This is a genomic window from Microbacterium luticocti DSM 19459 (genome assembly GCF_000422405.1).
Taxonomy (GTDB): domain Bacteria; phylum Actinomycetota; class Actinomycetes; order Actinomycetales; family Microbacteriaceae; genus Microbacterium; species Microbacterium luticocti.
This window is the reverse complement of the sequence record NZ_AULS01000002.1, coordinates 1-18008: the sequence shown is the minus strand read 5'-3', so window position 1 is coordinate 18008 and position 18008 is coordinate 1. Positions and strand designations below refer to the sequence as shown.

The 18008-nt window shown below is 70.6% G+C and carries 14 protein-coding genes and 1 tRNA gene; 11 read left to right on the top strand and 4 right to left on the bottom strand.

Annotation, left to right across the window (positions count from 1 at the left end):
• Positions 1–12 precede the first annotated feature (12 nt).
• From H577_RS0102970 to H577_RS0102950, 5 genes are all read left to right on the top strand, one after another.
• A complete protein-coding gene (locus tag H577_RS0102970) occupies positions 13–747 on the top strand; it encodes a demethylmenaquinone methyltransferase (protein ID WP_029144691.1) in 735 nt (244 codons plus the stop codon).
• A 443-nt stretch (positions 748–1190) separates the two neighbouring features.
• Positions 1191–2252 (top strand): polyprenyl synthetase family protein, encoded by a 1062-nt coding sequence (locus H577_RS0102965; protein WP_029144690.1) that lies wholly within the window; start codon positions 1191–1193, stop codon positions 2250–2252.
• A 56-nt stretch (positions 2253–2308) separates the two neighbouring features.
• On the top strand, positions 2309–3682 hold the full coding sequence (locus H577_RS0102960; protein ID WP_029144689.1) for an FAD-dependent oxidoreductase: 1374 nt from the start codon (positions 2309–2311) through the stop codon (positions 3680–3682).
• A gap of 21 nt (positions 3683–3703) precedes the next feature.
• Entirely contained in the window at positions 3704–4888 is a 1185-nt protein-coding gene (locus H577_RS0102955; RefSeq protein WP_036283601.1) for a multidrug effflux MFS transporter, read from the top strand.
• A gap of 178 nt (positions 4889–5066) precedes the next feature.
• Entirely contained in the window at positions 5067–6047 is a 981-nt protein-coding gene (locus H577_RS0102950) for an alpha/beta hydrolase (RefSeq protein WP_029144687.1), read from the top strand.
• Between the two features lie 552 nt (positions 6048–6599).
• Here H577_RS0102950 and H577_RS0102945 read toward each other — a convergent pair.
• Entirely contained in the window at positions 6600–7088 is a 489-nt protein-coding gene (locus H577_RS0102945; protein ID WP_029144686.1) for a YajQ family cyclic di-GMP-binding protein, read from the bottom strand.
• 447 nt (positions 7089–7535) lie between these two features.
• On the opposite strand from H577_RS0102945, the gene H577_RS0102940 reads away from it, so the two are divergent.
• From H577_RS0102940 to H577_RS0102930, 3 genes are all read left to right on the top strand, one after another.
• Entirely contained in the window at positions 7536–8768 is a 1233-nt protein-coding gene (locus tag H577_RS0102940) for a sugar ABC transporter substrate-binding protein (protein ID WP_036283599.1), read from the top strand.
• A 73-nt stretch (positions 8769–8841) separates the two neighbouring features.
• Positions 8842–10452, top strand: a complete 1611-nt coding sequence (locus H577_RS0102935; protein ID WP_029144684.1) for an ABC transporter permease subunit — start codon at positions 8842–8844, stop codon at positions 10450–10452.
• 1 nt (position 10453) lies between these two features.
• A complete protein-coding gene (locus H577_RS0102930) occupies positions 10454–11389 on the top strand; it encodes a sugar ABC transporter permease (RefSeq protein WP_029144683.1) in 936 nt (311 codons plus the stop codon).
• Positions 11390–11535: 146 nt separating this feature from the next.
• Here H577_RS0102930 and H577_RS0102925 read toward each other — a convergent pair whose 3' ends face one another.
• Genes H577_RS0102925 through sfnG form a run of 3 tightly spaced genes read right to left on the bottom strand, consistent with a single transcriptional unit; the run spans position 11536 to position 14596 of the window.
• The gene (locus H577_RS0102925; protein WP_029144682.1) at positions 11536–12054 is read right to left on the bottom strand and encodes a CoA-binding protein; all 519 of its coding nucleotides are present in this window, start codon (positions 12052–12054) and stop codon (positions 11536–11538) included.
• Positions 12051–13421, bottom strand: coding sequence for an O-acetylhomoserine aminocarboxypropyltransferase/cysteine synthase family protein (locus H577_RS0102920; RefSeq protein ID WP_029144681.1), 1371 nt, complete (start codon positions 13419–13421; stop codon positions 12051–12053). Before H577_RS0102920 ends, H577_RS0102925 begins: the two co-directional genes overlap by 4 nt.
• On the bottom strand, positions 13421–14596 hold the full coding sequence (gene sfnG / locus H577_RS14875; RefSeq protein ID WP_036283731.1) for a dimethylsulfone monooxygenase SfnG: 1176 nt from the start codon (positions 14594–14596) through the stop codon (positions 13421–13423). The genes H577_RS0102920 and sfnG overlap by 1 nt, the downstream gene beginning before the upstream one ends.
• A 166-nt stretch (positions 14597–14762) precedes the next feature.
• Between sfnG and H577_RS14870 the strand changes: the two genes are divergently transcribed.
• The 3 genes from H577_RS14870 to H577_RS0102900 all read left to right on the top strand — a co-directional run bounded on the left by H577_RS14870 (position 14763) and on the right by H577_RS0102900 (position 18007).
• Entirely contained in the window at positions 14763–16658 is a 1896-nt protein-coding gene (locus tag H577_RS14870) for a glycoside hydrolase family 13 protein (RefSeq protein ID WP_051191676.1), read from the top strand.
• A complete protein-coding gene (locus tag H577_RS0102905) occupies positions 16655–17827 on the top strand; it encodes a PfkB family carbohydrate kinase (protein WP_084515755.1) in 1173 nt (390 codons plus the stop codon). The genes H577_RS14870 and H577_RS0102905 overlap by 4 nt, the downstream gene beginning before the upstream one ends.
• 95 nt (positions 17828–17922) lie before the next feature.
• Positions 17923–18007, top strand: a tRNA-Tyr gene (locus H577_RS0102900).
• Position 18008 lies beyond the last annotated feature (1 nt).

Below are 18008 nucleotides of genomic sequence, written 5' to 3'. Positions count from 1 at the left end.
ACTCGACGGGTGATGACCGCGCCCGAGCACGAACCGAACCGCGCCGACCTCGACAAGGACCCGCAGCGCGTCAGTGGCATGTTCGACCAGGTCGCCGGCGGGTACGACCGCACCAACACCGTGCTCAGCCTCGGCAACGACCGGCTCTGGCGCATCGCCGTCACCCGGGCGGTCGCACCGCGCCCCGGTCAGCGCATCCTCGACCTCGCCGCCGGCACCGGCGCCAGCTCGGTCTCGCTGGCCCGCAGCGGCGCCGACGTGGTCGCCGCCGACTTCTCCCCGGGCATGATCGCCGAAGGCCGTCGCCGGCACGCCGAGATCCCGAACCTCACCTTCGCGCAGGCGGATGCCACGAACCTGCCCTTCGACGACGACTCGTTCGACGCGGTGACCATCTCATTCGGACTGCGCAACGTGGTCGAGCCGCGCACCGCCCTGGCTGAGATGCTGCGGGTGACCAAGCCGGGCGGCCGGCTGGTGGTGTGCGAGTTCTCGCACCCGCGGTCGGTGGTGTTCGGCGGACTGTACCGCTTCTACAACAGCCGCATCCTGCCGCTGGCAGCCCGGGTGGTCAGCACGAACGCCGACGCGTACGACTACCTGAACGAGTCCATCCGGGACTGGCCCGATCAGCGCACCCTCGCGGGCTGGATCCGCGCCGCGGGCTGGACCGACGTGGCCTACCGCGACCTCACGTTCGGCGTCGTCGCGCTGCATCGCGCGCGCAAGCCTGCTCTCACGCGCTGACGAGGCATCCGCCCGCCGCCCGGCCCCGCCGCCCTGCGCTTCCCGGGCCGCGCCGCCCTGCGCGCTTCCCGCGCCGCGCCCCTGCCGCGCCGCTCTGCGCGCTTCCCGGGCCGCACCGCCCTGCGCACTTCCCGGGCCGCGTGCTTCCGCCGCGTCGCCCCGCCGCGGGCTTTCAGAGTTCGGAGGATGCCGCCGACTTCGGACGATTCCGCCGCCATCGTCCGAGGTTCGTGCGATCGTCCGAAGTCTGTGAACGGCGCGCTCCCGAACGAGGCACCCCGCGACGAGCCACCCCGCGCGGAGGCACCCCGCGACGAGCCACCCCGTGCGGAGGCGCCCCGCACCCGCGCCCGCCCGGGCGGGAACGCGGCGGGTGTGCCGCGCGATGTAAACCGGGCGTGACCGAGAGGGGGTACACCGCGCGGCCGGGTAGGCTTGTGCGCGTGACTGAGAGCCCATCCGTGCCGGGCTCGCGTGCGGCGGGCCGACTCGGCCTCTCCGAGCGGGTCTTCGCCGGCGCCAGGTCCCGCAAGCTCATGCGCACGGTCGAAGCCGGCCTCGGGCAGGTCGAGGAATGCCTGGCGGCCGAGCTGCGCATGGCCGACCCCCTCGTCGACGCCACCACCCGGTACCTGTACGAGGCCGGCGGCAAGCGGGTGCGGCCCATGCTGGTGCTGCTGACCAGCCAGCTCGGCGGCGGCGTCAGCCGGCCGGTCGTCGAGGCGGCCACGGCGCTCGAGCTCACCCACCTGGGCTCGCTCTACCACGACGACGTGATGGATGACGCGGACGTGCGCCGCGGCGTACCCGCCGCGCACTCGGTGTGGGGCAACAACATCGCCATCCTCACCGGCGACCTGCTGTTCTCGCGCGCCAGCCAGATCATGGCCCGCCACGGCGAGCGCGCCATCCGGCTGCAGGCCGACACCTTCGAGCGGCTCGTGCTCGGTCAGATGCACGAGACCATCGGCGTCCGAGCCGGCGATGACCCGGTGCAGTTCTACCTGCAAGTGCTGTCGGACAAGACCGGGTCGCTGATCGCCGCCTCGGCCCAGGCCGGCGTCATCTTCAGCGGCGGGCCCGAAGAGTACGTTGAGGCCCTGCGCACGTTCGGCGAGAAGGCCGGTGTCGCCTTCCAGCTGCTCGACGATGTGATCGACCTGTCCGACGACCCCGGCGAGACCGGCAAGGTGCCCGGCACCGACCTGCGCGCCGGGGTGCCGACCATGCCCTACCTGCTGCTCGGTCACCGGGGTGACACGGCCTCGGCCGAGCTGCGCACGCGCATCGACGCGGGGGTGGCCGACATCGCGGCGGGGGCCGACCCGGCGATCCTCGATGACGCGCTGGCCGCGCTGCGCGACCATGACGCGACCGCTCAGACCCGGGACCTGGCCCGCGACTGGTCGGACCAGGCGATCGCCGCACTCACACCGCTGCCCGACGGACCGGTCCGTGAGGCGCTCACCCGCTTCGCCGAGGCCGTCGCCGACCGCAGCAGCTGAACGACCGCACGCGGCCGCGCACCGCGGCCGGATCAGCCACAGATCAGAAGGACCCCATGACCAAGCTCAGGCTTGCCATCATCGGCGCCGGCCCCGCCGGCATCTACGCCGCCGACAACCTGCTCAAGGCCGAACGACGCTTCGACGTCTCGATCGACCTGTTCGAGAAGCTGCCGGCCCCGTACGGGCTGGTGCGCTACGGCGTCGCGCCCGACCACCCGCGCATCAAGGGCATCATCACCGCTCTGCGCGACGTGCTCGACCGCGGCGACATCCGCCTGTTCGGCAACGTCGAGTACGGCACCGACCTGACCCTCGACGACCTGCGCGAGCACTACAACGCGGTCATCTTCGCCACCGGCGCGGTGCGCGACACCGCGCTCGAGATCCCCGGCATCGACGCGCTCGGCTCGTACGGCGCCGGCGACTTCGTCAGCTGGTACGACGGGCATCCCGATGTGCCGCGCGAATGGCCGTTGGATGCAGCATCCGTCGCGGTCATCGGCAACGGCAACGTCGCACTCGATGTCGCGCGCATGCTCGCCAAGCACGTCGAAGACCTGCTGCCGACCGAGATCCCGCAGAACGTGCACGACGGCCTCGCCGCCTCGCAGGTCACCGATGTGCACATCTTCGGCCGCCGCGGACCCGCACAGGTGCGGTTCACGCCCCTCGAACTGCGCGAGCTCGGCGAACTGCGCGATGTCGACATGGTGCTGTACGACGAGGACTTCGACTACGACGAGGCATCCCGCCAGGCCATCGCCACCAACAAGCAGGTCATGGTGATCGACCGCATCCTGCAGTCCTGGCGGCAGCGCCCGAGTGCGAACGGCGCTGGGGGCGAGGCATCCCGTCGCCTGCATCTGCACTTCTACGCGAAACCCGTCCAGGTGCGAACGGATGCCGCGGGCCGGGTCGCCGCGTTCGTGTACGAGCGCACGCGACCCGACGGGCAGGGCGGTGTGGTGGGCACCGGCGAGCTGCGCGAGGTCGCGGTGCAGGGGCTGTACCGCGCCATCGGCTACTTCGGGACGCCGCTGCCGGGCATCCCGTTCGACAAGCGGCACGGCGTCATCCCCAATCGCGAGGGGCAGGTGCTGCACAAGGAGTCCAACGAGCAGGTGCCCGGCGTGTACGCCACCGGATGGGTCAAGCGCGGGCCGGTGGGCCTGATCGGTCACACCAAGTCCGATGCGATGGAGACGGTGCGGCACCTGATCAACGACCAGGCATCGTGGTGGGACCCGGCGCATCCCGAAGAAGAGGCGATCCCCGCCCTGCTGGCCGCGCGCGGCGTGGCGTGGACCGACCTGGACGGCTGGCACCGCCTGGACGCGCACGAGATCGCCCTGGGCGCACCGCACGACCGGGCACGCGTCAAGGTCGTGCCGCGTGACGAGATGGTGCGCGTGTCACGGGGCGAGTGATCGGATGCCGCAGGTGACGCGGTGACGCGGCGGCTCACCGGCGGGCTGCTGACGGCGCTCGGGTTCCTGTCCACCGTCGGCCCGTTCGCCGCCGACATGTACCTGGCGTCGTTCACCGACATCGCCCGTGACCTGGGCGGCCCCGCCTCGTCGGTGCAGCTGACCCTGACCGCGTTCCTGCTCGGCATCGGCACCGGCCAGCTCGTGCTCGGGCCGGCGTCCGACCGGTTCGGGCGCCGCCCGGTGCTGGTGGCCGCACTCGCCGTGTTCGCGGCATCCAGCATCGCCATGGTGTTCTCGCCGACCCTCGCGGTGTTCATCGCGTTGCGGGCGGTGCAGGGTCTGTCGGGTGCGGCGGGCGTGGTCGTCTCGCGTGCGATCGCGGTCGACCTCAGCGAGGGCGAGACCGCCGTGCGGGCGCTGAGCCTGATGGCGACCGTGGTCGGGCTCGGGCCGTTGCTGGCGCCGCCGGTGGGCGGGGCGGTCGCCGAGGTGTGGGGGTGGCGGGCGGTGCTGGCGGTGCTCGCCGCGATCGCGACCGCGATGTTCCTGCTGGCGGCGCTGGCGGTGCCCGAGTCGCTGCCGCGTACACAGCGTCACTCCGGCGGTGTCGGATCGATGTTCGCGCGGTTCGGCACGCTGCTGGCCGACCGTCGCTACACCGGGTACCTGGTCGCGTTCGCGTGCGCGTTCGGCGCGATGATGTCGTACATCTCGGCGTCGCCGTTCGTCGGGCAGCGTGTGCTGCACATGAGCCCCGTGGAGTACTCGTTGGGGTTCGCCGCCGGCGCGGCCGCGTTGATCTCGGCGAACCTCGTCAACGCGCGCGTCGCCGGGCGGGTCGGCCCGCGACGGATGCTCGTGCTCGGCGTCGTGACGACACTCGTGGCCGGCGTCGCACTGGCCGTGCTGGCGTCGACGGGCACGCTGTCGATCGCCACGTTCATCGTCTGCGCGTTCACGCTCACGGCCGGGACCGGCTTCACCATGTCGAACGCGTCGGCACTGGCGTTGGCCCGCGCCGACGCGGCCCGCGGTTCGGGGGCGGCACTGCTGGGAGCGTCGCAGTTCTTCGTCGGCGGTCTTGCCTCGCCGCTGGTCGGGCTGTGGGGCGAGCACACGGCGGTGCCGATGGCGGTGATCGCGCTGGTGTTCGCCGTCGCCGCCTGTACGGCCGCGGCAGCGGCGGGGCGTTCCCGGCGCTGAGGCGCGGGCCGTGGCAGCGGCGGGGCGTTCCCGGCGCTGAGGCGCGGGCCGCGGCGGGCGATCGGTCCCGCGGCGCGGGCTGCGGCACCGCCCCCAGCGGGCGACCGGCCACTCGGACCGCGGCGTGCAGCCCGGCGGTCGACCGGCTGGCCCACCCCGCACCCCGTACCCTGGGGTCATGCAGGACTGGCACCACGACATCCTCGGGGTTCCGTTCGCACAGCTGACCCTGCCTGTGGGGCACGACGCGGCCGGACCCGTCGTGGCGACTCTGGTGCGCAGCATCCCGCGCCCGGCCCCACGTGTGTTCGGTCCGTTCGCCGACGTCGACGTGTTGAGCGTGCACGGCTGGTCCGACTACTTCTTCCAGGTCGAGCAGGCGCGGTTCTGGACTGATCGGGGCGCGCGGTTCTTCGCACTCGACCTGCGCAAGTACGGCCGCAGCCTGCGGCCGGGTCAGACGCCGGGCGACATCGCCCGGCTCGACGAGTACGACGCCGACATCGAGGCGGCTCTGGCCGCGATGGGACACGGCGAGTCGCAGCGGCCGCGGCGGCGGCTCGTGCTGCTCGGGCACTCGACCGGGGGACTGGTCTTCACGCTGTGGGCCGCGCGGCATCCGGGCCGGGCGCACGCGCTGGTGCTGAACAGCCCGTGGCTCGAGTTGCAGACCGGGCCGATCGGGCGGGCGGCGATCACGCCGCTCGCCGAGGCGCGCGCCCGGCTCGACCCGAAGGGGCTGCACCCGCCGGTCGACTTCGGCTATTACACGCGGGCGCAGCGTGAGATCGGCGCGCTCGACGTGCCCGGGTATCGGCTGGACTGGCGGCCCGAGCGCGGGTTCCGCGTGCATGCGGCGTGGTTCGCGGCGATCCTCGAGGGGCACCGGCGCATCGCGGCGGGGGTGGATGTCTCGTGTCCGGCGCTCGTGCTGTTGTCGGCACGTTCGGTGCCGCCGCTGGTGTGGTCCGAGCAGATGACGTCGTCGGACTCGGTACTGGTGGTCGACGACATCGCCCGGGCGGCGACCCGGATCGGGCGGTTGGTCACGGTTGCGCGCATCGAGGGCGCGATCCATGACGTGTTCTTGTCGCGGCCGGCACCGCGGGCAGCGGCGTTCGCCATCACCGAGAAGTGGCTGCGCGGATTCGGCCGCTGATCAGGGGTGGCTCCCACAGCGCCGGATGAGGTGGCATCGCCTCGTCGCCACAGCACGGCGAGGCGATGCACCGGCGGGTGCGCCGCGCGTGGCGCTCGACACAAGCGTGCGCGGTGAACTACGGTTGAGGTGGTTGACACGTGTCTGCGGCACTCGAGTCCCCAGCTCGAGCAGCGCCTGTTCCCCAGACGGGACTGTCGCGACGACACAGCGACCGCTGTGGGTGCCACGAGTCTTCGATCCCCAAGACGACCACTCGCGGCACCCACCTTCTGTTCGCATTCGCGCACCGCGGTATCCGGTTCCCGGCCCCTCCCCGACTCCCCAGTCGTCGGACGGCTTCGGTCACCGCGCGGGTCACGCCCCAGTGCTTCAGATGTCCTCACGCTACCCGCGCAGGACCGATTTTGTCCACCGAATGGGGGACAAGAGGGCGATCTTCAGCGAATCTTGAGCATCGCCGGGCGGGCTCGGTCGGCTCGGCCCAGAACAGGGCGCGGGTGCCGGGTCCGCCGATCGCAACATCCGCGGGTCGGCGACCGGCGGGCGTGGTCAGCGGTAGTTGACGAATTGCAGATCGACGTCGAGGTCGGCGGCCTTGAGCAGGCGCTGCACCTCCTGCAGGTCGTCGCGGCTCTTGGACTGCACCCGCAGCTCGTCGCCCTGGATCTGCGCCTTCACCGACCGCGGCCCCTCGTCGCGGATGATCTTGCTGATCTTCTTGGCGTTCTCGGACGAGATGCCGTCCTTCAGGCTCGAGGTGATGCGTACCTCTTTGCCGCCCTGCACGGGCTCGCCCACATCGAGGCTCTTCAGCGAGATGCCGCGCTTGATCAGCTTCGACTCGAAGACGTCGAGCACGGCCTTCGCGCGCTCCTCGGTCGATGCCTTGATCAGGATCTGCTCGCCGCTCCACTCGATCGTGGCGCCGGTGCCTTTGAAGTCGTAGCGCTGCTCGACCTCTTTGCGCGCCTGGTTCAGTGCGTTGTCCGCCTCCTGATGATCGACCTTGGAGACGATGTCGAAGGATGAGTCAGCCATGCCGCGAGTCTATCTGCTGGGCCGGCCCGAGCCCTCTTGCCCTGGGTTGCCGCCCGCTGCAGGAGATTCCGCCCGCTGCAGGAGAAACCGGCGCGGATTCTCCTGCTCTGGCCGGATTCTCCTGATCTCCCGCGCGACCGATCTCACGCGCGACTGATCTCGCGCGCGACGAGGGGATGCCGGTTCGGCGACTAGGCGCCGGCATGCGGCCACGGATGCCACCGGCACGGCGCCGCGAGAGTGCAAACGCTTCCAGCATCCCGATGCCGGAGCCCGGGCGAAGATCACGAGATGATATCGGCGCTCGGTTCGGTGTCGCGGGGGATTGCGCTCCGGGGTTCGCTCGGTCAGAATGTAAGCGCTTGCACACCGACACCACCGCGTCGTGCACAGCACATCGCTCGCGCGACGACCGTCGCACAACGAACGTCAGAGAGGCACACACCGATGAAGGTGAACAAGAAGGCCGCCGCGGCCGCCGCGGCGCTGATCGCCACCAGCATGCTGGCCCTGGCCGGCTGCTCGGGGCAGGCCGCCGAGGCGCCCAAGAAGACCAGCGCCGGCTCGCTGACCGTCTGGGTCGACGCCGACCGGGCGCGCGCCCTGAAGGACGTCGCCGCCCAGTTCGAGAAGGACAAGGGCGTCGAGGTCAAGCTCGTCGTCAAGGACTACGGCAAGATCCAGCAGGACTTCACCGCGCAGGTGCCCACCGGCAAGGGTCCCGACCTGACGATCGGCGGTCACGACTGGACCGGCGGCTTCGTGCAGGACGGCGTCATCGCCCCGGTCGAGCTCGGCGACAAGGCATCCCAGTTCGAGAAGGTCGCCGTCCAGGCCGTCACCTACGAGGGCAAGACCTACGGCCTGCCCTACGCCATCGAGAACATCGCGATCCTGCGCAACACCAAGCTCGCCGACGCCACGCCCGCAACCTTCGACGAGATGATCGCCAAGGGCAAGGCCGCCGGCACCAAGTACCCGTTCCTGGTCGGCCTCGACCCGCAGGCCGCCGACCCGTACCACCTGTACCCGTTCCAGACCTCGTTCGGCAACTCGGTGTTCGCGCAGAACGCCGACGGCTCGTACGACGCCTCGAAGCTGACCATCGGGGATGCCGCCGGCCAGTCGTTCGCGAAGTGGCTCGGCTCGCAGGGCGCCAAGGGCACCAAGGTGATCAACATCAACCTGTCGGGCGACATCGCCAAAGAGGCGTTCCTCGCCGGTGAGTCGCCGTACTTCCTGACCGGGCCGTGGAACGTCGGTGACGCGCAGGCCAAGGGCATCGACGTGTCGGTCGACCCGATCCCGTCGGCGGGCGGCAAGCAGGCCGCGCCGTTCGCGGGCGTGCAGACCTTCTTCCTGTCGGCGAAGTCAACCAACGCGCTGGCCGCGACCGACTTCCTCGTCAACTACATCGCCACCGAGCCGGTGCAGACCGCCCTGTACAAGGCCGGTGGCCGGCCGCCCGCGCTGACCAGCGCCTACCAGGCGGCCCAGTCCGACCCGATCATCGCCGGCTTCGGCAAGGTCGGCGAGAACGCCGTGCCGATGCCGTCCATCCCGCAGATGGGTGCGGTGTGGGACGACTGGGGCAAGACCGAGGCGGCGATCATCAAGGGCGCCGATCCGGTGTCCAGCTGGGACAAGATGACCGCGAACATCCAGGCCAAGCTGAAGTGACCGGGATGCGGGGCGGCACCGTGCGCGGTGTCGCCCCGCATCGTACGCTCGCACCGATACCGAGGAGTCGACGATGACAGGTCCCACGCTCGAGGACGAGCGCGAGGCGACGGATGCCGCGACCGCGCGCCGCCGCAGACGTGCGGCCGCGTTCGCCGAGGCCGCCTCGGCGGGCTGGAAGGTCTGGCTCGTCAAGATCGTGCTGCTCGGCCTGATCGACGCGCTCGCGATCTACGCGATGCTCGTGCTCATCGCGAACGGGCAGTGGCTGCCTCCGGTGGTGATCGCGGTGGTGACGGTCCTGGTCAACGTCGTCTACCTCAAGCCCGGACTGCTGCCGGCGAAGTACCTGACCCCGGGCCTGATCTTCCTGTTCGTCTTCCAGATCTTCGTCGTCCTGTACACCGTCTACATCGCTTTCACCAACTACGGGTCGGGGCACATCTCCACCAAGGACGATGCCGTCTCGTCGCTGCTGCAACAGTCGCAGACCCGCGTTGAGGACTCGCCGACCTTCCCCATCACCGTGCTCGAGCGTGACGGGTCGTTCTATCTGCTGACCGCCGACCCCGACACCGGCCGGTTCGAGGTCGGCGGCCAGGACCGGCCCCTCGAGCCCGTCGAGGGCGCGGATGCGTCGGGCGCCCCCGGCTACACCGCCCTCGACTTCGCCCAGATCGTGCAGCACCAGGACGCCATCGGTGCGCTCTCGGTGCCGTTGACCGACGATCCCAATGACGGGTTCCTCAAGACCACCGACGGGTCGAACGCGTACCTGTTCACGTCGACGCTGAAATGGGATGCCTCAGCCGACACCATGACCGATACCAAGACCGGCGTCGTGTACCGCGACACCGGCCAGGGTGCGTTCACCGCCGCCGACGGCAGCACGCTGCTGCCCGGCTGGCAGGTGTGGGTGGGGGCCGACAACTTCGTGCGGGCGTTCACCGACTCGTCCATCCGCGGGCCGTTCTTCGCCGTGCTGATCTGGACGTTCGTGTTCGCCGTGCTGTCGGTGGCGACCACGTTCATCCTCGGCCTGTTCCTGGCGATCGTGTTCAACGACCCCCGGATGCGCAGCAAGAAGTTCTACCGGGTCATCATGATCCTGCCGTACGCGTTCCCGGGGTTCTTGTCGGCGCTGGTGTGGGCGGGCATGTTCAACCAGGACTTCGGGTTCATCAACCAGGTGCTGTTCGGCGGCGCGTCGGTGCCGTGGCTGCAGGATCCGTGGCTGGCCAAGCTCGCGATCCTCATCGTGAACCTGTGGCTCGGCTTCCCCTACATGTTCCTGGTGTGCACCGGCGCCATCCAGTCCATCCCCGACGACATCCAGGAGGCCGGCCGGGTCGACGGGGCCAGCGTCTGGCAGATCTTCCGGCACATCAAGTTCCCGCTGCTGCTGGTGTCGGTGGCGCCGCTGTTGATCTCGTCGTTCGCGTTCAACTTCAACAACTTCAACCTGATCTACATGCTCACCGGCGGCGGCCCGCGGCTGGCCGACGCGAGCATCAACGTCGGGCAGACCGACATCCTGATCTCGATGGTCTACAAGGTCGCGTTCGTCGGCGCCAACCGCGACTACGGCCTGGCCAGTGCGTTCTCGATCATCATCTTCGTGCTGGTCGCGCTGATCTCGTACCTGAGCTTCAGGCAGACCAAGGTCCTCGAGGAGCTGAACTGACATGTCCGCCCTGCCCGCGCCCCCGCTGACCGACGGCACCGCCGCCGTCGTCACCGACAACCGTCCCGCCCCCGCGCCGCGCCGCCCGTTCGGCCGTTGGTTCCGCGAGACCGGATGGCGGCACCTGGTCGGCCTCGTCATGCTCGTGTTCGCGGCCTTCCCCCTGGTGTACGTGCTGTCGGCGTCGCTGAACCCCGGCGGCACGCTGCTGACCGCCAACGGCCTGTTCCAGAGCTTCGACCTCGGCAGCTACGTCGCCCTGTTCCAAGACCCGACCCGCCCGTACGGCGCCTGGTTCGTCAACACGATCGTCATCGGGCTGGCCACCTCGGTCGGTACCGTCATCCTGTGCGCGCTCGCCGCCTACGCGTTCTCGCGCATGCGGTTCACCGGGCGCCGGTTCGGCCTGCTCACGCTGTTGCTGGTGCAGATGTTCCCGCAGCTGCTCGCGTTCGTGGCGATCTTCCTGCTCATGTCGGCGATCGGCGACATCTTTCCGGTGCTCGGCCTGAACTCGCAGATCGGGCTGATCATGGTGTACCTGGGCGGCGCGCTGGGGGTGAACACGTTCCTCATGTACGGGTTCTTCAACACCGTGCCCGCCTCGATCGACGAGGCCGCCAAGATCGACGGCGCCGGGCACGCCCGCATCTTCTTCACGATCATCCTGCGGCTGGTGGCCCCGATCCTCGCCGTCATCGGACTGTTGGCGTTCATCGGCACCACGAGCGACTTCGTGATCGCCTCGGTGATCCTGGTCGACCCCGACAAGCAGACCCTTGCGGTGGGGCTGTACCAGTTCGTGTCGCAAGAGACCGCCCGCAACTGGAGCGTGTTCGCCGCCGGGGCGGTGCTCGCCGCGATCCTGCCGATGGCGCTGTTTTTGGCCCTGCAGCGCTACATCGTCAGCGGTCTGACGGCCGGCAGCGTCAAGTAGACACCCGATGCCGCGGGCCGGCGCGGGCCCGTTTGCAGGAGAATCCGCCCGCTGCAGGAGAAAACGGCGCGGATTCTCCTGCTCCGGCCGGATTCTCCTGTTCTCACGGGGGACGAGGGGCCGAGGCCTGGGTTCAGGCGAGTGGCTCAGGCGAGCACTTGCCGCTTGCTCGAGATCACTCCGGTGTCGAACCCGGCCAGGTGCAGCCCGCCGTGGAAGCGGGCGTGTTCGATCTTGACGCAGCGGTCCATCACGACGTTCATGCCGGCCGCCTCGGCCGCGGCCGCGACGCCTTCGTGCCATGAGCCCAGTTGCAGCCAGATCGTCTGGGCTCCGGCATCCCGCGCCGCCTCGAACACCTCGGGCAGGTCGTCGTGCCGGCGGAACACGTCGACGAGGTCGGGCCGCTCGGGCAGGTCGGCCAACGACGGGTAGGTCGGGCGGCCCAGGATGCTCGTGACCACCGGGTTGACGAAGTAGACCCGGTACCGGGTCGAGGCGAGCAGGTAGGTCGCGACGAAGTAGCTCGCCCGGCTGGGCTTGTCGGATGCTCCGACGATCGCGACGACGGTCGTGTCGCGCAGGATCGCCAGCCGCTGCGCGGCCGAGGGGCCCGTCCAGGTTCGTTCGGACGGAGTGCGCTCGCCCGGCGTCGCGGCGCTCACGCGACGACCCCCTGCTCGCGGGCCGACGGCAGCACGCACGCGTCACCGTAGGTCGGGGCGGCGAAGTCAGGGCCGGATGCCTCGACCTGGCTCGCGGTGAGGGCCTGGTCGAGGTCCCAGATGATGTCGTCGACGTCCTCGAGGCCGACCGAGATGCGGATGAGGTCCTCGGGGATCCCAGCGGCGACGAGCCGGCCGGGCGACAACTGCCGGTGGGTGGTCGAGGCCGGGTGCAGCACCAGGGTGCGGGTATCGCCGATGTTGGCCAGGTGCGAGGCGAGCTGCAGCGCCTCGATGAACCGGGCTCCCGCATCCCGGCCCCCGGCGACGCCGAAGCTGAACACCGAGCCGACGCCGCGCGGCAGCAGCCGGCGGGCGTCCTCGTGCTGCGGGTGCGACGGCAGCCCGGCGTAGTTCACATACCCCACGCGCGGGTCGGCGGCGAGCCACTCGGCGACGGCCTGCGCGTTGGCCACGTGCGCGTCCATCCGTTGCGGCAGCGTCTCCACCCCCTGCAGCAGGGTGAACGCCGACTGCGCCGAGAGCGACGGCCCGATGTCGCGCAGCTGCTCGGAGCGGAGCTTGGTGAGAAAGCCGTACTCGCCGAAGTTGTGCCACCACGAGATGCCGCCGTAGCTGGGCACCGGCTCGGTCATGGTCGGGAACCGGCCGTTGCCCCAGTCGAACGTGCCGGCCTCGACGACGACGCCGCCGAGGGTCGTGCCGTGCCCGCCGAGGAACTTCGTGGCGGAGTGGATGACGATGTCGGCGCCGTGCTCGATGGGGCGCAGCAGGTAGGGCGGGGTGAGGGTCGAGTCGACCACGAGCGGGATGCCGTGGGCGTGCGCGACGGCGGCCAGCCCCGCGAGGTCGGCGATGTCGCCGGAGGGGTTCGCCACGACCTCGGTGTAGACCGCCTTGGTGTTCTCGCGCAGTGCCGCCGCGAAGTCGGCCGGGTCGTCGGTGTCGACGAAGGTGGTGTCCACGCCGAAGCGCCGCAGCGTGACGTCGAGCTGGGTGATGGTGCCGCCGTACAGCTTCGACGAGGCGACGATGTGGTCGCCCGCCTGGGCGAGGGCGGCGAAGGTGAGGAACTCGGCGGCCATGCCGGATGCGGTGGCCACCGCGCCGATGCCGCCCTCGAGCGACGCCATCCGCTCCTCGAACGCGGCGACGGTGGGGTTGCCGATGCGCGAGTAGATGTTGCCGTACTTCTGCAGCGCGAACAGGTTCGCGGCATCCTCGGTGTCGGTGAACACGAACGAGGTGGACTGGTAGATGGGCACGGCGCGGGCGCCGTGCTCGGCGTCGGGCGTGCCGCCGGCGTGCAGCGCACGGGTGCGGAACCCGAAGGTGCGGTCGGCCATCAGGCCGCACCGGCGAGGTTCGTCCGCGGCAGCAGGTCGGTGTTCAGTTCAGTGCCGTTCCTGCGGGCGAGGTCGGCCTCGAGTTCGCGCACGATCGGCAGCACGTCGCGGCCGAACGCCTCGACCTCCTCCTGGAAGTGCAGGTAGCCGGTGAGCAAGAGGTTCACGCCGATCCTCTTGTACTCGACGATGCGCTCGGCGATCTGCTCGGGCGTGCCGATGAGTTTGGTGCGGAAGCCGTCGTTGTACTGCACGAGGTCTTCGAAGCTCGAGTCCTCCCACATCCCCTTGCCGTCCGTGGTGGACTGCCCGGCCTCCTTGACCGCGGCGGCGAAGCCCTCGACGGCAGGCCGGTGCGCCTTGGCGATGATCTCGCGCAGCGTGTCGTGCGCCTCCTTCTCGGTGTCGCGGGCGATGACGAAGCCGTTCAGGCCGAAGCGCGGCGGCAGTGGCGCCCGCCGACCGCGCTCGGCCGCGGCGAGCACGCCGGCGATGTTGTCCTTGAAGCCGTCGATGTCGCGGCCGTTCGAGAAGTACCAGTCCGCGACCCGGCCGGCGGCGGCCTGCGCGGCGGTGGAGTTGCCGCCGAAGAAGATCTCGGGGTGCGGCCGGCCGGGCACGTCGACCGGCGGCGGGTTCAACGTGAAGTCGGTGATGTCGTAGTACGCGCCCGACTGCGAATAGCCCTGCTGGGTCCACAGGCCCCGCAGCACGTCGATGAACTCCTCGGTGCGCACGTACCGCTCGTCGTGCTCGAGCCAGGGCAGACCGAACCCGGTGAACTCGTTCTTGAGCCAGCCCGAGACGATGTTCACCGCGGCGCGGCCGCCCGAGAGGTGGTCGGCGGTGATGATGAACTTCGCGAGCACGCCGGGATGCCACATGCCCGGGTGGACGGCCGCGATGACCTTGAGGCGCTCGGTCGCCGCCAGCAGGGCGAGCGAGAACGACGTGGCCTCGTGCTGCTTGTCGGCGCCGTAGCTGGCGGCGTAGCGGGTCTGGGTCAGCGCGTACTCGAAGCCGGCGTCCTCGGCGATGCGGGCCAGTTTCTTGTTGTACTCGAACTCCCAGTTCGTGCGCTGCTCGATCGTCGAGACGACGAGCCCGCCCGAGACGTTCGGCACCCAGTAGGCGAACTTCAGGGGGGTCTCGAGGTCGATGCGGTGGTCGGTCATGGCGGTGGCTCCTTCTGCGACCGGGTGCGCGAGCGGTGTCGTCGACGCGGTCGTCACGATCGTCGGGTCGGGTGCGATTGTGGCCACCGCAGTGCCGAATCGGCAAACATGTCGTCATAGAAGCGAACACTGCGTCATCTGCACCGCGTGATCGAGAATGGGTGCCATGCACCTGACCCCGCATCACGACGGTTCCTCGTTGCACGTGTCGACCATGGACCCCGCGCTCGGTGACGAGGTCGTCGTGCGGCTGCGGGTGCCCGCTTCGGCAGAGCCGGTCGCCCGAGTGCTGGTGCGATCGAATCCGGATCACGAGCCGCTGTGGGTCGAGGCATCCTGCGACGGCGAAGCCGACGGATGGCAGTGGTGGTCGGCGGTGATCACCGTCGCCAACCCACGGCACGGCTACCGCTGGAACCTCGTGCACGCCGACGGCGGCACGTCGACGCTGAGCCAGGCCGGCCACACCCGTCTCGAGGCACTGGATGCCACGGACTTCGCGCTGGTCGCCGGCAACCCGCCGCCTGCCTGGCTGGACGATGCGGTGATGTACCAGATCTTCCCCGACCGTTTCGCCCGGTCGGCCGGGGCCTGCTCCCGCCCGGTGCCGGACTGGGCGATCCCGGCGGACTGGGACGATCCGGTCGAGGCCACCCAGCCCGGGCGCAGCCATCAGTTCTACGGCGGCGACCTCGACGGCATCGTCGACCGGCTGGGGCACATCGCCCGCCTCGGGGCGACGGTGGTCTACCACACGCCGATCTTTCCCGGCCGGTCGAACCACCGCTACGACGCGTCGAGCTTCGACCGGGTCGACGAGGTGCTCGGCGGCGACGAGGCGTACCTGCGGTTGATCCAGGCGGTGCACGCGCGCGGCATGCGGATCATGGGCGATCTGACCAGCAACCACTCCGGTGACGGGCACGAGTGGTTCCGCGCCGCGTACGGGCACCCCGGGGCGCCCGAGAGCGCGTTCTACTACTTCCGCGACGCCGAGCTGACCGAGTACGAGTCGTGGCTGGGCGTGCCGAGCCTTCCCAAGTTCAACTGGAACTCCGCCGAGCTGCGCCGCCGGTTCATCGAGGGGCCCGATTCGGTGGTCGCCAGATGGCTGGCCGAGCCCTACCGCACCGACGGCTGGCGCATCGACGTGGCGAACATGACCGGGCGGTTGGGTGCCGAGGACCTGAACGCCGTGGTCCGTGGCATCCTGCGCCGCACCATGGTCGACACGAACCCCGACACGCTGCTGCTGGCCGAGTCGACGAACGATGCGGCGAGCGACCTGACCGGCGACGCGTGGCATGGCGCGATGACCTACCCGGCGTTCACCCGCGGGGTGTGGGCGTGGCTGTGCGAGGCGCCCGAGGGGGCGTGGTTCTTCGGCATCCCGACCGGGATGCCGCGGTACAGCGCGCGCGAGTTCGTGGAGCAGCTGCAGCGGTTCACCTGCCAGCTGCCGTGGCGGGTGCGGCTCGGCTGCATGCAGCCGCTGGACACGCACGACACCGCACGGTTCGCCACCTGGGCGGCGCCCGGGACGGTGCCGCTCGCGGTGGGGCTGTCGATGACGTTGCCGGGGCTGCCGGTGGTGTTCGCCGGCGACGAGTTCGGGCTGACCGGGGTCGACGGCGAGATGAGCCGCACACCGATCCCGTGGGAGCGCATCGACGAGCCCGAGATCGCGGAGCGGATCGGGCTGTACCGCGACCTGATCGGGCTGCGGCGGCGGTTCCAGGCGCTGCGCACCGGTGGGCTGCGGTGGCTGCACGTGGACGACGAGACGGTCGTGTTCGTGCGCGAGAGCGCCACCGACAGCGTGCTCGTGCTGGCCTCGCGCGGCGACGTCGACGTGGAGCTGCCGACGCCCGCGGTGATCGGCGGGGCGGCGGCCGAGGCGGTGTTCGGCGACGCGACGCTCGGGGTGGCGCGGGACGGATCGGTGGTGCTGTCTGCCGAAGGGCCGGTGTTCGCGGCATGGGCGCTGCCCGGTGTGGTCGCGCCTGCGGCGACCGCGGTGGCGCGGGCGCTGCCGCAGGGCGGGATGGGGCAGGTCGGATGACGGAAGTCGAGCCGGTGGGCGCCGCTGTGGCCGGTGCGGGGCGGGCTGACCCGGGCCGTTCGGGGACGGTCGGTGCCGGCGCGGGTGTGGGACGGGCTGACCCGGACCGGTCGCGGACGGTCGGCGGTGCCGGCGCGGGCGGGGCCGGCGTGGTCGTGATCGGCGATGCGCTGATCGACGAGTTGCACGGCGACGGGTCGATCGTCGAACTGGTCGGCGGCGCGGCGCTGAACGTGGCGGTGGGGCTGGTGCGGCTGGGTGTTCCGGCGACGCTGATCGCAATGGTCGGCGACGACGAGGCGGGCCGGCACATCCGGGCATACCTGCACGACTACGGGGTGCGGCTGTTGGCCACGCGCGGGCCGCACGGGTCGTCGCGGGCGGTGTCGACGCGGGTGGGCGGCGAACCCGAGTACGTGTTCAACCAGGCTGGGCAGGCCCGCGCGGTGGTCTTCGGCGAGGCGGAGCGGGCGGCGATCGCTGCGGCCGCGGTCACCGTGGTGAGCTGCTTTCCGTTCGACGATGCGGCGCAGGTGGCCGCACTGACCGAGGCGGTGGGGGAGCGGCCGGTGGTGATCGACCCGAACCCGCGGGCCGGCATGCTGCACGACCGCGGGGCGTTCGTGCGCGGCTTCGAGTCGCTGGTGCCCCGGTGCACGCTCGTGAAGGTCGGCGAGGATGACGCGCGGCTGCTGTACGGGATGCCGGTGGACGAACTGGCCGGCCGGCTCGAGGCGCTGGGGGCCGGGGCCGTGCTGGCGACGGCGGGAGCGGACGGCGCGCGGTTGCGGGCCGGCGCGGTCGAGGTGGCGTCACCGGTGGCCGCGCTGCCCGGTCGGGTCGTCGACACCATGGGTGCCGGCGACGCCGTGCTCGCCTCGATCGTCGCATCGCTCGTGCATGGGGGCGCGGTGGGCGCGGCGGGCGTGGATGCCTCGGCCTGGGCGGGTGCGGAGGCCGCGGCATCGGTGGGCTCTGATGCGGCGGCCCCGGTGGGCACTGATGCGGCGGCACCGGTGGACTCTGATGCGGTGGGTTCAGCGGGGGCATGGCAGACCGCGCTGGATCGGGCCATGGCGGTGGCCGCAGCGACGGTGCGTTTTCGGGGTGCGCTGCTGCGGCATCCCGAGTCGCTGCGCGGCATGGACCTCGACAGCCTCGGCACCTGATCCGGGCCCGCAGCGGTTCATCGCATGCCCACCGATCCGGTAGTATTGATGATCGCGCCTCCGGTCGACTGGACAAGCCGGGCGGGTGCGCACCCGGCGAGTTACCCAAGCGGCCAAAGGGATCTGACTGTAAATCAGCTGTCATCGACTTCGGGGGTTCGAATCCCTCACTCGCCACCAT